This is a genomic window from Vibrio sp. 1078-1, from assembly GCF_033340475.1.
In genome coordinates, this window is sequence record NZ_JAWOWM010000004.1 from 181021 (window position 1) to 195151 (window position 14131).

Sequence of the window (14131 nt, forward strand, 5' to 3'; positions counted from 1 at the left end):
AGTTTAATTTTAAATCACTAAATGTTCACAATCATTAGTCATTACTATTGTCGTGAGTGCCCGTCCTATGTGCTCTTAGGAGCGTATGTTAAATCACGTCTCTGAGAGCTTTCACTTTATCCTCAGTTTCTAAAGGTGTACGAAGCCTTGAATTGCTGTTACTTTGGCATATTGTTTAGCGATTTGCCAATAGGTATGCCTTAAGTCTAATTTGTTCATACAGGCGAAATGTCTCAATATTAATCTTATCAAGAAGCGTTAATGAGGTTTTGCTCTTTCTAACGTGACCTATTGTCGATGGGATCACGGCTCGGGAAACCACGTTAGGATAAACACTAACGATGTTAGTACGATGAATCCATACCTTTTCCATGTAATCATCCACTGGTACGATGATTTCATTTGCGTGCTCTACAAGGCTTTGAGCGGTTTCTGAGCTCATCAGATACCCCATTGCACCTGTTGTTGGCTTAACATAGTTGCCCAAAGTAAAGCTGTCATTGAGCTCATGTGTTTTCTTAAAGCGAACCCCTTGTTTAGAGGCTGAGAGTTTGATGATGGTTCTTGGCTTCGTGCATTGTGAGTAGACTTGCTTTAAGTCGGCAACTAGGAATGTAAACTTGGGGTGTATATCCACATTATCTTCCAGAACTAATACATCTTGCCCGTGCTGAGCACTCCATTGCCATATGGCCATATGACTAAAAAAGCAGGCAATTTCACCTTCTGTTAGTTCATAACCTTTTAAGTTGCGTGTTTTTTCTGGATTTAACCTTTGTCTTTGTTCGTGCGATAACTCTTGGGGGGTTAAAGCGTCAAAGAACTCAAATTCAATATCAGTTAAACCTAATGTCTCCTCAACGCGCTTTCTACGATCGGTGGATTGTTTAAGGCTTAAGACGAATACTTTCATTACAACGCTCTTTTGAAAAATATAAAATGAAGAAATACAAATAGAAACTTAACGTACTGGCATTGCTCAACGGTGTATCCGTTAAACCAGATACGGCGTAGATGCAGCACACCAACAGCATCGCATCGGTATTGGGCCAGGAGTGCCGGAGGTAATACGTTACGGGTTTGAGTAGCAAAAGTATGATAATCATTGTGCCAATGAACCCGTCGCGTACCCACGTAGAGATGAGTTGATTATGGTAGTGGTACAGGATAGTAAGATCTAACCCACCGTAGTTTTCAAAACGTTCCTCAAGTAAAGGTTTGTCGTTGTAACCATGCCCTAGCAATGGCGCTGATGGTATAAACGATAGCCCTGCCTTCCAGAGTTCCAGGCGAGAGTGAATATTGTAGTCTTTATTTGATTGACTCTCTTTGTATTCCTTGACTTGAACCAACTTGTGACTGAGAAATGAGTTATTAAGTATTTGAGGAGCTAGCACACCAACACTGAGAATCATAATGATTACAGCGTTTATGCGATTTTTCTCAAGCAGAGTTTGTAAGGTCAAGACTCCCATTGTAAGCGTAAAAGCGAGCAATGGTCCGCGAGAAGAGGCGCCAATAAACGGAAAGCTGACCAGAATAAAAGAGACGGTACCGATAAGCATTAAGTGCCGCTGTTTTTGCGCGATTAAAAACAGACTGAGCACGGCAACAGCAGCGGCATAGGTCGCAAAGTTAATCCGATTTAAGTGCCAGATGCCTTCACTGCCGAGCAATACATAGTAGGTGCAAGCCGATGTGGCAGATAGTGCGATAAAGCACGCCAACATGTTTTTCGACAGTCTGAGCCTTGGAAGGAAAATGGAACACAGAGTAATGGATAGCACCACTCTCAACGTGCTTGAGCTAAAACCATGATAAGTTTTACTAAACACATAGTAAGTAGATATTACGACTAAGGCCTTACTTATCCAGTCCCAGTGAAGCTCTAAGCGGCTGTGTGACCTGTAATAAATCAGCTGATAGCAAGCAATCGAAGCTAACGTAATGAAGACGATATCTTTTGTCGCATCCGAGTACCAGAATGTGGCTGTGAATGTAAACAATAATGGAAGCGTAGCGATGGCGCGAAGTGCGTTGTTCATTAATAAACCACTGATAAGGGAGCGTATTACGCTCCCTTTGATTATAAGAGTTTTATTGTATAACTAGTCAAAGCCGTAGCTTTGAGAGGATCAAACGAATTGTTTAATGGTTTTGAATGGTTAAGTATTCGGCAACGCCTTCTGCAACTGTCTTGAATTCAACATCACAGCCTGCGGTGCGCAGTTTGGTCAGATCCGCTTGTGTGAATTCTTGGTAAGCGCCTTTTAGGTGCTCAGGGAATGGGATGGTTTCAATTTGGCCTTTGCCATGATGCTTGATAACTGCTTTTGCTACCTCTTCAAAAGATTCAGCACGGCCAGTACCACAGTTAAAAATGCCTGATACGCCGTTTTCTAAGAACCACAGGTTTACTTTACAGACATCACCAACGTAAACGAAGTCGCGTTTGAATGATTCGCTGCCCGCGAACAATTTAGGATTTTCACCTGCGTTAAGTTGGTTGTTTAGGTGGAACGCAACTGATGCCATGCTACCTTTGTGGTCTTCACGTGGGCCATATACGTTGAAGTAGCGGAAGCCGGTGATTTGAGAAAGGGTCTCACCATGTTCTTCAGCGTCTTGCCATAGGCGACGAACGTAGTTATCAAACTGCTGTTTCGAGTAACCGTATACATTCAGTGCTCCTTCGTATTCGCGTTCTTCAACGAAAGTATCGGTATCGCCGTAAGTGGCTGCTGAAGAAGCGTATAGGAATGGAATCTCGCGATCTAAACAGTAATGAAGCAGCTCTTTAGAGTACTCGTAGTTGTTTAGCATCATGTACTTACCATCCCACTCAGTCGTTGCAGAGCAAGCACCTTCGTGGAAAATTGCCTCAATCGGACCAAAATCATCGCCCGCCATAATTTGGGTCAGAAAGTCGTCACGATCCATGTAATCTGTGATGTCCAGATCAACTAAGTTCTTAAACTTTTTGCCATTTTTTAGGTTGTCGACAACCAGGATATCGTTAATACCAGCTTCGTTTAGTGCTTTAACAATGTTGCTGCCGATCATGCCAGCGCCACCAGTTACGATGATCATAGAACTTCCACCATAGATTAAAATTTTCTCAGGAATTCTAGCAAGAAACGAAAAGTAGCGCTATTGGAAGCAGGAAGATAGGTTTGAGTCTTCTATGACTCAGTATCTAGATATGAAAAAGGGAGCCGCAGCTCCCTTGATTACTTTATTGTTCCACATCCGAACGATTAGGCCTTTGGTACCAAGGGTTTCGTTCGTCGGTTAACTCAATTAAGCTGTATTTACGGCCGAGCTTCTGCCCTCCGTCACGAGTAAGAGGCTGCCAACTAAAGTTTGCGCGATTATTACTAGGTTTCACCGTCATGATGTCAAACGGAATCGACAAGTAGAATCCCTTTGTGAAACTACCTTCGCCAAACTCTTCTGCTGATAAGTCTGTGAATGAAGCAAAGGCACCGGCAATCACACCGCTCTTGAACTGCTTAGATACGTTGACTTGAGTACCCACATCGCCAGCTAGGAACTGACCAACATCGACTTGGATCATCAAATCTTGTAGGAATTCCCATTGAGGGTAGTAGTAACCAGATACAAAACCAGTGAAGCCTTTATCAATAACTTGGAACGGACGTCCATATACTGGCACGTTTTGCCATTTCTCATCGTAAACACCGAAGTAACTTTGTGGATCACGTTGAGAAATTACGTTGACGTCAGCGCCAATCGCCCAGTTAGCTCCTTGTGGTCGGTAAAGAAACTCGGTACCGACTCCAGCAAACATGCTCTCCAGATAACCCGCGTAGAATTGCTGATCCATGGTATTGGAATACTCTTGGAACCAAGTCAATTGTAGGTTTGACATGGTTACAGCATGTTCATTTTGGTAAGCTCGGAACATGGTGCGAACACGAGGAACGGTAGTGCCATCAGGTGGAGTTACATAGATAAACTTATCGTAGTTGTTATACCAATCCCAGTACAGTGAGCCACCGATCTCTAGGTTGTCAGCTAACCAATAAGAAGCACTGCCACTCAAGCCAATACTAAACAAATAAAAGTCTTCTGCGCTTCCCAGTGTTTGAACTAACTTTGGTGCAAAGCCCCAATCAAAGCGCTCAAATCCATCATAGACAGACTCTCCTGTTGGCTTAGTAGTAGCTATGGAGGTGGTATCTTCTATTTTCGGGTTGATATAATTGACTTGAGCAAAGTCGCGATATTTCTCTTTAGAAATAATAGTTTGCTCACTGATTAAGCCTCGGTTACGTTCATTGATCGCATAGATATCAATATCGTCAGGCATTTCATTGTGAAGTACAGCCGCCGCTTTTTCGTGTGCCTCTGTACGATCACGATATTTCTTCTGCTCACCAACGACAGTTACTGTACTGTCATCAACATAAATACGCGTGTTTTGGTAACCAGCAATTTTGTCTAAATCTTCTGTTACACGTTCCCAGTCAACATCAGATAGTTCTTCAGGCTGGTTATCTTTCACTTCAGGGGTTGGTGTGTCTCGCCAGAATGATGGCATATCATTGAAATTAGTGTTTAGCGTTAAGCCCGCGACCAACGTGTCTCCACGTTCATAGCTTAAACGAAAATCGGCCATTCCTAGGCGGTAGAGCACTCCAAAGTTCCACGGTGTGTGCGGGGACATGTCTACACCAGCCATTACAGCTGGAAAGTCTTCGCTATAGTCGTTGCTATCATATTCTAATTTCAAACGAAGAGGGGAATGTAGAGTTTGATATTCTATCCCACCGAACAAAGCTGCTGAGCCTTTAAAAGCACGATCTAGGTTCGTGGTGCCTCCACTGGCAAGTGTGTCTGAAGGGCGTTCGCAGAAACTCTCAGAAAGCTTACATGTTGGATTAGATATGTTATTTCTAGTTCCTAAATACCCCCAACCTATCCCCAGTGTAAAATCGAATGTTCCAATATTGCTATTGGACCAACGTTTTGTTGCTGCGATGAATTCACCATCAAATAGTCCTGTTCCAGCAAAGTCTCGGACACCGAGAGAGACCTCAGGAATATACTGAGACTCTTTTAGCAATCGAACTTTGAAGTCTATACCTTTATCGGTGTACTCATTATCAACATTAGGAAAAGTTGGATCGTAGGGTATTGATGCTACTCTCGTGTAACGAATAGTCGTCTCCAACCAAGGCATAACTTGTAATGTTGCATTATAAAAAAGGTATTCATCACTACCAGTGACAGAAAAGTTGAACTCACCTTCTGGTGCCATACGTCCTGTTGGCATCTGCATTAAACCAACACCACCAAAATCAGATTGGGAAGGTTGTAAAGAGGGAGCTTCAAACGGCATGTCTTGAGCCCAAACCAATGCTGGGCCCATTAAAGAAAGGGTTAAGCTTTTTCTAATTGGCATCATTGCGGTCTCTTTGTGGAGTTTGGTATCAGTTGAGTGAGTAGGCGGACAATATCTTGATCCATTTCGGAGTGTTCAAAATCACCAAACGGGACATATACCAATGTCAGAGGTGGTAAGTAATATTGTGTTGTCAACCAAGCTCCATGATGCGGCTTAACTACGTGTCCATCTGGGTAAATCAACACTGGCGCCTTTGATAATGTATCAATGTTACTTTCCAAGTTCTCTATTTGTCTTTGTAAAGGGATGCCTGCCTGATCCTTAACGGAATACACATTATTTAGGTTTCCTAAGTAATACACTTTCTCTTCGCGTAGAGGAGTCGCTAGAGCGTAGGTACCGTGCAAAAGAGGATTATCGAATTTATTTAGTCGAATTTTATCAACATCAATTGCAGAGAGTGCTCGTGGCGCAAAGCTTTGCTTCTTAATGAATTTGTAGAATGGATGTGCAACCAAATTGTGCTGGATCATTTGATTGAGTACCGAGTTCTTTAAAGCGGTAGACGTTTTCTCAGCACGATCCGATTTATCAAACAAAGTCGTACCAAGAGGGTATTGTAGTGAGACGTTGTGTTCTGAAGCGAGTGCTAGCACACTTTCTAAACGAGCAGGTCCTTGGAATTGTAGCTGTTTACCCACCTGAAGCAACTCAACATTTAATGACTGTGTTGTAGAGGTTTCTGTTTGAGCTAAACTATATGAGCTCAAAAGTGGCATGACCAAACATAATAATGTGATTAGTTGCTTGCTCATGATTTGCTATACCCCTTTAAAATGGTCAACTCAACCGGGATCATGTTAGGTCCTAAATATTGTAAGGTTTTAACAACCTGACCTAGTTCATCAACCCAATAAATATTTTCGATACCGTGGGAAAGACTACTAAACTCAACAGTTTCTTTATATACATTGGTCGTAGCGCTAGACATTGGTGTCGTCAACGTTTCTTGACCTGAGTAAGAACGAGTCACTCTTGCTGGAAAGCCATAACGATATTGTGTTGCCCAGTCGTATGAGAGTGCGTAGTTAACAGAGGCTGAATCAGAGGAAAAATCTGGCACATCACCATAAACACCCGCTAAGTCCCCATTCTGTAGACCTATCGTTTTGACGATATGCCCATTCTCCGTAACGATCATAGCTTTGTCAGCACTTACCCATTTCAGTTGTATTTTTCCATTGAGAGGATTTTGCTCTGCAAAAGCTAAAACAACAAAGACCTGTTTTTGATTCCCCAGTCTCAAATAGGCACTGGCATAAGGAACTGCGTTTATTTCGTCTGAGGACATCTCTACATCGATGTAGTTACCGTATGCTTCTTGGACGGTTGCTGAAACATCATTGAACTTTTGTGTACAACCCTGAATTATGAAGAATAACGGAAGAGTGAGAAGTGGGCGTATCCATTTAGACGCTTTGAAGATATTCATTGTTCCCTCTTGCAAATAAAATCGCCCTGATTATTTCAGGGCGATCAGCTGGACTATACTAGAGCTAAATTATTTAGCTACTGAGCCAGAGCCAGAATTAGAGTTTGTTGCTGTAGACGAGTCACTATCTGACGCTGCAACTGCCACTACAGTTACAGCTGCTGCTGCACCTACTGCTACGGCTGTTGTACCTGTTGCAGATGCAGAAGCTGCGCCTGCTGAACCTGCTTCTTCTGCTGCAAATGCAGTTGATGCGCTTAGAGCCATAAGAATAGCTAGAGCTGTATTCTTCATTATTAATCCTTGTATATCCGGTATAAAAACATCGATGTTTGGTAGCATAAAAAATGCTCCAAACTATATTCTAGATAAAAAAACGTTAGCATGTAAATAGTTTCTTATTTTGCCAGGCTTCCGATCTCATTCCTAACACCAACGTGACATAGCGCGGTTATCTTATTCCCTTACTTGCTGATAAACCATCAAGCGTGCATAATTTGGCGGCCTGTTCCTTCAGTATGGCTTAAGTGTTTGGAGGGAGCTAGGCGCTTGAATATAAAGAAAGCGATACAGTGGCTAACGCTCAACGCCGCCGGGCGGTAGCGTGCCAAAAATCAATAATTAATGAGTCTTCGAGGCGTACGTTGAAGTCCGTAGCACTCATTATTACCAGTACTAGGAACTTTTACGTGATAAGAAAACAGCATTGTTTAGGAATACTTAGTGTACTGGGCTTAAGCCTGAGTTCTTTTTCAGCATCTGCCGACTTTTACGCTGGTGCACTAGTGAGTTACTCAAATGCCGAATTGAAAAGCTCGCCTTCTGAGTCCGTGAAAGAGGGAAGCCCCTTTCTTCTTAGTGCGCAAGCAGGGTACTTCTTTAACGATTATATTGGTTTAGAAGGACGCTATGGAACCTCAGTTCAGCGTGATAGTGGGCTTGCGGTTGATAGTGCAATGAGTGGCTTTTTTAAGCTAAATATGCCTGTTTCAGAGCGAGTTGCACTTTACGGTTTAGCAGGGTACTCGAGCGTTCAACTTGACTTACAAAATGTAGGCTCCGACAAAGAGCAAGGATTCAGTTTTGGGTTAGGTATGCATTACGCTTTGAACAAACAAAGCGCAGTTGTGTTTGAGTTCGTTGATAACGTTTCAGAAAACCAAGTTCGCCTTAACTCGATTACACTGGGTTTCCAGCACAGATTCTAATTTAAATACCTAGAACTCAAACTTGAGCGCTAGGGCCTTTTATCCAATTATTATAGTGGCATATCATGTTTAAAGGATATCTCTCCATTGCCGTTTGTGTCTTGGCAAGCATGTTTGCGTCTTACTCGACTGCGCAAACACCTACTCCAGAACAAATCAAAATGTTTCAGAACTTACCAGCAGATCAGCAGCAAGCACTGGCGAGTAAGTATGGCTTTAGTATCCCTTCAGGCTCTTCTTCCCAGTCTACGTCATACTCAAATCCGCAAGTTATTCAACCTAGAACTCAATTGAGTGGGGCGAGTTCTAATGAAGTAGAAAAAATATGGGATACTAAAAAAGAAGATGATGAGTTACAACGCTTTGGCCTTGAACTCTTTGCTGGCTCTCCAAGTACCTTTGCTCCGATAAGTGATGTTCCAGTTCCGGCTAATTACACTGTGGGTGCAGGCGATGAAATCATCGTGCAGTTATTTGGTAAGGAGAACGAAACACATCGCTTACGTGTAAATCGCGCAGGAACAATCAACTTTCCTTCTCTTGGGCCAGTAAATGTTGCAGGTATGCACTTTTCTGATGTTAGAGACTCTCTAACGCAACGTGTAAAAGAGCAAATGATAGGTGTTCGTAGCGATATTTCATTAGGTGAACTACGTACCATGCAAGTATTTGTCATGGGCGATGCATATAAGCCAGGAGCGTACACGGTTAGCGCATTAACGACAATATCACAGGCTATCTACTACAGCGGTGGTTTTGGTGAAAGTGGGGCACTAAGAGATATTCAGCTAAAGCGTGACGGAAAAATTATTCGTAAGTTGGACATGTATGATCTGTTACTAAAAGGTGATGCGAGTGATGATGTGCGCTTACTACCGGATGATGTTGTTTTAATCGGCTCTGTTAAAGATACAGTCTCTATAGAAGGCGAGATTAATCGTCCTGCAATTTATGAGGTTAAGCCGGGTGAAACCTACCAACAACTTATTCAAATAGCTGGTGGTTTTACTGCCAACGCGTATAAAGAACAGCTAGAAATCAAACGCTATGCAACACATGGGACTCGTGAAGCGGTCACTCTCGATTTTAGTAAGAATCAAGATAAGCAAAGCAAAGTAAAAAATGGCGATGCTATTAAAATCTTGAAAAAAAGCGAAGAGCTTACTCGATATGTTCAAATCGAAGGGGATGTAAGACACCCTGGTTATGTAGAGTGGCATCAAAGTTTGCGTATTGCTGATTTGTTTAAATCTGTAGACTCTGCATTTAATGCCACTGCTGATGTTAACTACGCCGTTGTTGTTCGAGAAGTTAATACTCAACGTGATATCGAAGTATTTCAGATAAACCTCGCGAACGCGATTTTATCTCCTAACAGCAAAGACAATATGTCTCTACGTTCTCGTGACCGAGTTCTAGTATTCAACCGGTTCAATAACGAAGATTTAGATACACTCGCTAATGATGAAGAAATTACAAAAGCGAAAACACTCGAGCAAGCTCAAAAACAGGCGGAGATGGAGCAACAGAAAGAACAGCAACAGATGAGCTCGTCTGTTGCTATGGTTAATAACCCTGCAGGGTCGATAATCGCAGGTAGCAATGCGATGACTAGCAATAATCCGCAACAAACTAATTTCAATAACCAACAGAATTATGTTGGCTGGAACCAGCAAGCAAAAGAAGAAAGAAAAATTATTTTCCGCGGTAAAGAGATTACAGAGGAAGACTTTGAAAAGCTGAAGCAAAATACTCGTCGCACTTTGCTTGCACCAGTATTGTTACAACTCCAACAACAGTCTCGTTTGGGGCTAGCCCCTCAAATTGCAGAAGTATTTGGTGAAGTGAAGCACCCTGGGCGCTACCCGATTACTCCAAGAATGACGGTATCAACGCTGATTGAAGCCGCTGGTGGTTTGACTTATAACGCATTCACAATTAGTGCAGAGTTAGCACGAACCGCGATTAATAGTGCAGATGAGCGTGCTTATATTGATGTTGAACGGATTGATTTACGTAAAGCAATACAAGGCGGTACCTCAGACGATGCAGTTATCGTGGGCCGAGACCGTTTGAACATCTTAGAAAAGCCAAATGTGAAGCTACAAAGCACAGTAACTTTACAGGGTGAAGTTCGCTTCCCTGGAACCTATACAGTGCGCCAAGGTGAAACCTTAAGTGAGTTATTGGGTCGAGCTGGCGGTCTGACAGAATTTGCTCACCCTCAAGGAGCAATATTCACGCGTGAGGCATTGCGCTTACAAGAGCAGAAGCTCTTAAATCAATACGCCGCTGATATGCGCGCAGAAACTGCGAAGAAAACATTCAGGGCCGACAGCAATATTGGTTCCGTAATTACCGATCCACAGAAAACGCTAGCATTTGTTGAAGAAGCAAGTCGCAGTAAGGCGCTTGGGCGTATGGTAGTGCAGCTAAACCGTATCTTCAAAGGTGATCGCTCAGCAGACTTTATGTTAGAAGACGGCGACTTCCTCTTTGTACCTACCTTCCGCAACACAGTTTCAATTATGGGTGAAGTTCAGGTTCCAATTACTTACTTGTTGGATAACAGACTTGATGTTAATGATTACTTGAACAAAGCAGGCGGTGCGAAGAAACAAGCGGACGAAGATCGCATTTTTGTAGTGCGAGCGGATGGTTCTGTTTACAAACCATCCTCTGGTTACTGGTTCGGTAACAACCAGGAGGAGCTGGAGGCTGGTGACACAATTGTCGTACCAATTGATACCGATTACCGAGATGCGCTAAGCACTTGGACAGCTGCAACACAGATCCTGTATCAGACAGGGGTAGCAATAAATGCTCTGAAGTAAAGCAAGAAAGTTCTTAATCGATGATTAAGAGCCTTTACTTAATTTATGACGAATAAGCTGGAATAGTAAAAGTATTCTAAGATGCTAACTATCCACGAATGGAACAATCAATAATGTCAAATGAAGATCGTGACCAATACAATTTGCCTACCAATGAAGTATATCGTCCAGAAGACGAGATTGGTTTAACTGACTTATTTATGGCTCTATGGAAAGGCAAGTGGATTATTATAATTACCACAGTTATATTTGCTGTTGGCTCTGTAATCTATGCGTTAAATCAACCAAACATATATAAAGCTTATGCATTGCTCGCACCGACAGAGAGAAGTGATAGTGGAGGACTAGAGAAAATAGCCGGTCAGTTTGGCGGCATAGCAGCTCTAACAGGTGTTAGCCTTGGTAGTGGAGATACATCGAAAACTGATCTGGCAGTTCAGGTGATGTCTTCGAGAAAGTTTATAAGTTCATTTATTGGGAGTCATGATTTACTGGTACCTTTGATGGCTACTAAAGGCTGGGTGTTGGAAGATAATACATTGGTCATTGATGATGACATATATAGTGAAAGTAACAATAAGTGGTTACGAACTCCTGATGGTTTAAGAGGGGAGGCCCCCACAGAACAAGAAGCATATGAGCTTTTTATCAAAGATATATTTAGTATAAAGCAAGATAAGTCAAGTGGTTTATATACTGTCTCAATGACATATTACTCCCCATACATTGCGAAACAGTGGGTTGATTGGATAGTAAATGAGATCAATAGAGTTATGCGTGAGAGGACAATATCAGAAGTTTCCAACAACTTGGTTTATTTAAAGCAGCAGCTCAATAAGACATCTGTAGCTGAAATGCAAAGTACGTTTTACAAGTTAATAGAAGAACAAACAAAGAAACTAATGCTTGCAGAAGCGCAAGAGGAGTTCATTTTCAAAGTAGTTGACCCAGCGGTTGTTCCCGAAGTTAAAGTTAAACCATCAAGAGCACTCATCTGTATTGTTGGTACATTATTAGGTTTTATATTGGGAGCAATGGTTAGCATTGTTCTATCTATATATAGAAAACGATAAAAATAAATTGATATTATAAAGTTTTGGTGAGTGATATGAAAATTGGCATTTTATGCTATCAGGGTCATGAGTTAGAAAAAATGAAAGATTCTGTAAGAAACTCTGGTTCGGATTATAAGGTTATTGATTTAATGTCTAATGACTGGCTTGATAGCTGTGACGAAAGTATTGATGGATATATCGTTCGCCCTCCGTGTAATTATCAAGAGCATAAAACAATCTTTGATGAAAGAATATATTTTATCAATGAAATTTTGAAAAAACCTATATATCCAACTTTGAATGAAATATATACATATGAAAATAAGAGAAATATGTGTCTATTTCTGAAATATTTTGACATACCTCACCCCAAAACTAGAATTTATTCCAGTAAGCATGAAGCTCTCTCAAGTATTAATGACATCGCGTTTCCTGTTGTTTCAAAGAGTAATATTGGAGCTGGAGGAAGTGCTGTATCCATTATAAAAGATAAAAAGCAGTACAAAAAATACATTGATCGTGTTTTTGGTCGATTTAGTCCTGAGTTGGCACTAGGTTTAGTACCATGGATCTCAACTAAAGGTATTAAAGTCCCTCGATTCGGTAGAGCTCAAAAGCATTATGCGATCATTCAGGACTTCCTGAATATAAAGTGGGAATGGCGAATGATACGTATTGGAGATAGCTATTTTGGTCATCAAAAGTTGTTGGGAGAAAATGGCTATGCTAGTGGCTCTGAACTAGTTGGGTGGAATAGACCTACGGATGAGTTACTGCACCTTCTTAAAGATGCTACAAACAAAATGCAAATGAGATGCATGGTTCTCGATGTCTTTGAGACCACTGATGGTGAGTATTTTGTCAACGAAATGCAATCGATTATTGGCGCATACAGACCGTATCAAATGAAAGTGGATGGAAAACCTGGCAGGTTTAAGTTTGAAGATAATCAGTTTGTCTTTGAGGAAGGTATACATTGTGACAACTCTTGCTGGGATCCAAGAGTAAATGATTTTATAAAAATGCTGCATGAAGGAGTATAAAATGAAAAAGCTAGCTGTATTTGGTCGGTCAGCCAAAAAACATGAAAAACGAATTGCTATACATCCAGACTTTCTAGAGCGATTCCCAAGTGATGTAAGAGAGCATATGTATTTTGAAAAAGGCTATGGAGAAGCCTTTGGTATAAGTGATGCTTTTTTTGAACAAGAGTTCGGTGGCGTTCTAGAACGCGAGAGTTTGTACACATACTGTGACGTATGGCTATTACCAAAACCTACAAAGGAAGACTTCAAATATTTTGATGAAGGTAAAGTCCTTTGGGGATGGCCTCATTGTGTGCAAGGTAAGGAAATTACTCAAGCAGCAATCGATAAGAAAATGACAATAATTGCTTGGGAAGCCATGTACGGTGGGAATGACAATACCCACATTTTCTATCGTAACAATGAGCTGGCTGGTTATGCAGCAGTTCAGCACATGATGATGTTAAGTGGCAAAAATGGCTTTTTTGGTAAAAGAATTAAAGCTTGTGTGTTAGGGTTTGGGGCTACTGCTCGAGGCGCTATTAGCAGTTTAAAATCTCTCGGCATTAATGATATTTCGGTTTACAGCAAAAGGCCTAGCTATTTAATGAATGCGCCAGTAGAAAGTGTTGATTACAAACAAATGAAGCTGGATGGCAATAACGTTGTTCTAGAAACCGATGACGGGCAATACATAGATAGTCACAAATCACTTGAACAATATGATGTGCTCATCAACTGTGTATTACAAAATCCTACAGATCCGTTGATGTTTATCCGTGATGAAAGCTTTGTCGATTCTTTGGAGAAGCAAATTGATATAATTGATATCAGTTGTGACGAAGGTATGGGTTTTTATTTTGCTAAACCTACAGATTTTGATGAGCCAACATTTACCGTAAAAAACAAAGTTCATTACTATTGTGTAGATCATACTCCAACTATCTATTGGAAATCAGCCTCATATGAGATTACCAAGTCAATATTTGACTACATACCTATGCTGGTATCGGATAGCTGGAAAGAAGATAAAACACTGCTCAAAGCATTAGAGATAGAAAATGGCAGAGTGGTCAATAGAAAAATTTTAGAATTTCAGCAGCGTGGTGAAGAGTATCCTCACGATAGACTTGCTTAATTTGTAGT

General features: G+C 41.4%; 11 protein-coding genes and 2 pseudogenes. 6 read left to right on the top strand and 7 right to left on the bottom strand.

Annotated elements, in window-relative coordinates; translation table 11 throughout:
• Positions 1–175: 175 nt before the first annotated feature.
• From R7190_RS10705 to R7190_RS10735, 7 genes are all read right to left on the bottom strand, one after another.
• Positions 176–913 carry a glycosyltransferase family 25 protein gene (locus R7190_RS10705; protein ID WP_086046456.1) on the bottom strand — a complete coding sequence of 246 codons (738 nt, stop codon included), beginning with the start codon at positions 911–913 and terminating at the stop codon, positions 176–178.
• Entirely contained in the window at positions 888–2045 is a 1158-nt protein-coding gene (locus tag R7190_RS10710; RefSeq protein ID WP_086046457.1) for an O-antigen ligase family protein, read from the bottom strand. The genes R7190_RS10705 and R7190_RS10710 overlap by 26 nt, the downstream gene beginning before the upstream one ends.
• 103 nt (positions 2046–2148) lie before the next feature.
• A complete protein-coding gene (gene rfaD, locus R7190_RS10715) occupies positions 2149–3090 on the bottom strand; it encodes an ADP-glyceromanno-heptose 6-epimerase (RefSeq protein WP_086046458.1) in 942 nt (313 codons plus the stop codon).
• Positions 3091–3235: 145 nt separating this feature from the next.
• Positions 3236–5431 (bottom strand): YjbH domain-containing protein, encoded by a 2196-nt coding sequence (locus R7190_RS10720; protein WP_206946848.1) that lies wholly within the window; start codon positions 5429–5431, stop codon positions 3236–3238.
• Positions 5428–6186 carry a capsule biosynthesis GfcC family protein gene (locus R7190_RS10725; protein WP_206946846.1) on the bottom strand — a complete coding sequence of 253 codons (759 nt, stop codon included), beginning with the start codon at positions 6184–6186 and terminating at the stop codon, positions 5428–5430. The genes R7190_RS10720 and R7190_RS10725 overlap by 4 nt, the downstream gene beginning before the upstream one ends.
• Positions 6183–6863 carry a YjbF family lipoprotein gene (locus R7190_RS10730; RefSeq protein ID WP_025503634.1) on the bottom strand — a complete coding sequence of 227 codons (681 nt, stop codon included), beginning with the start codon at positions 6861–6863 and terminating at the stop codon, positions 6183–6185. Before R7190_RS10730 ends, R7190_RS10725 begins: the two co-directional genes overlap by 4 nt.
• A 69-nt stretch (positions 6864–6932) precedes the next feature.
• Positions 6933–7157 carry a hypothetical protein gene (locus R7190_RS10735; RefSeq protein WP_025503633.1) on the bottom strand — a complete coding sequence of 75 codons (225 nt, stop codon included), beginning with the start codon at positions 7155–7157 and terminating at the stop codon, positions 6933–6935.
• Between the two features lie 395 nt (positions 7158–7552).
• Between R7190_RS10735 and R7190_RS10740 the strand changes: the two genes are divergently transcribed.
• From R7190_RS10740 to R7190_RS10760, 6 genes and pseudogenes are all read left to right on the top strand, one after another.
• Entirely contained in the window at positions 7553–8071 is a 519-nt protein-coding gene (locus tag R7190_RS10740) for a porin family protein (RefSeq protein WP_025503632.1), read from the top strand.
• 65 nt (positions 8072–8136) lie between these two features.
• Positions 8137–9636 (top strand): annotated as a pseudogene (locus tag R7190_RS31360) (SLBB domain-containing protein); the annotation flags it as partial.
• Positions 9637–9756: 120 nt separating this feature from the next.
• Positions 9757–10905, top strand: a pseudogene (locus R7190_RS31365) (SLBB domain-containing protein); the annotation flags it as partial.
• A 113-nt stretch (positions 10906–11018) separates the two neighbouring features.
• Positions 11019–11978, top strand: a complete 960-nt coding sequence (locus R7190_RS10750; protein WP_086046462.1) for a Wzz/FepE/Etk N-terminal domain-containing protein — start codon at positions 11019–11021, stop codon at positions 11976–11978.
• A gap of 35 nt (positions 11979–12013) precedes the next feature.
• Positions 12014–13003: a hypothetical protein gene (locus tag R7190_RS10755; RefSeq protein ID WP_086046463.1), complete on the top strand. Its 990-nt coding sequence runs from the start codon at positions 12014–12016 to the stop codon at positions 13001–13003.
• 1 nt (position 13004) lies between these two features.
• The gene (locus R7190_RS10760) at positions 13005–14123 is read left to right on the top strand and encodes a N(5)-(carboxyethyl)ornithine synthase (RefSeq protein WP_206946842.1); all 1119 of its coding nucleotides are present in this window, start codon (positions 13005–13007) and stop codon (positions 14121–14123) included.
• The last annotated feature ends 8 nt before the right edge of the window (positions 14124–14131 follow it).

Bases quoted from the DNA above. Each gene is read 5' to 3' on its own strand.
- R7190_RS10705 (WP_086046456.1), bottom strand. From the start codon at position 913: ATGAAAGTATTCGTCTTAAGCCTTAAACAATCCACCGATCGTAGAAAG.
- R7190_RS10710 (WP_086046457.1), bottom strand. From the start codon at position 2,045: ATGAACAACGCACTTCGCGCCATCGCTACGCTTCCATTATTGTTTACA.
- rfaD (WP_086046458.1), bottom strand. From the start codon at position 3,090: ATGATCATCGTAACTGGTGGCGCTGGCATGATCGGCAGCAACATTGTT.
- R7190_RS10720 (WP_206946848.1), bottom strand. From the start codon at position 5,431: ATGATGCCAATTAGAAAAAGCTTAACCCTTTCTTTAATGGGCCCAGCA.
- R7190_RS10725 (WP_206946846.1), bottom strand. From the start codon at position 6,186: ATGAGCAAGCAACTAATCACATTATTATGTTTGGTCATGCCACTTTTG.
- R7190_RS10730 (WP_025503634.1), bottom strand. From the start codon at position 6,863: ATGAATATCTTCAAAGCGTCTAAATGGATACGCCCACTTCTCACTCTT.
- R7190_RS10735 (WP_025503633.1), bottom strand. From the start codon at position 7,157: ATGAAGAATACAGCTCTAGCTATTCTTATGGCTCTAAGCGCATCAACT.
- R7190_RS10750 (WP_086046462.1), top strand. From the start codon at position 11,019: ATGTCAAATGAAGATCGTGACCAATACAATTTGCCTACCAATGAAGTA.
- R7190_RS10755 (WP_086046463.1), top strand. From the start codon at position 12,014: ATGAAAATTGGCATTTTATGCTATCAGGGTCATGAGTTAGAAAAAATG.
- R7190_RS10760 (WP_206946842.1), top strand. From the start codon at position 13,005: ATGAAAAAGCTAGCTGTATTTGGTCGGTCAGCCAAAAAACATGAAAAA.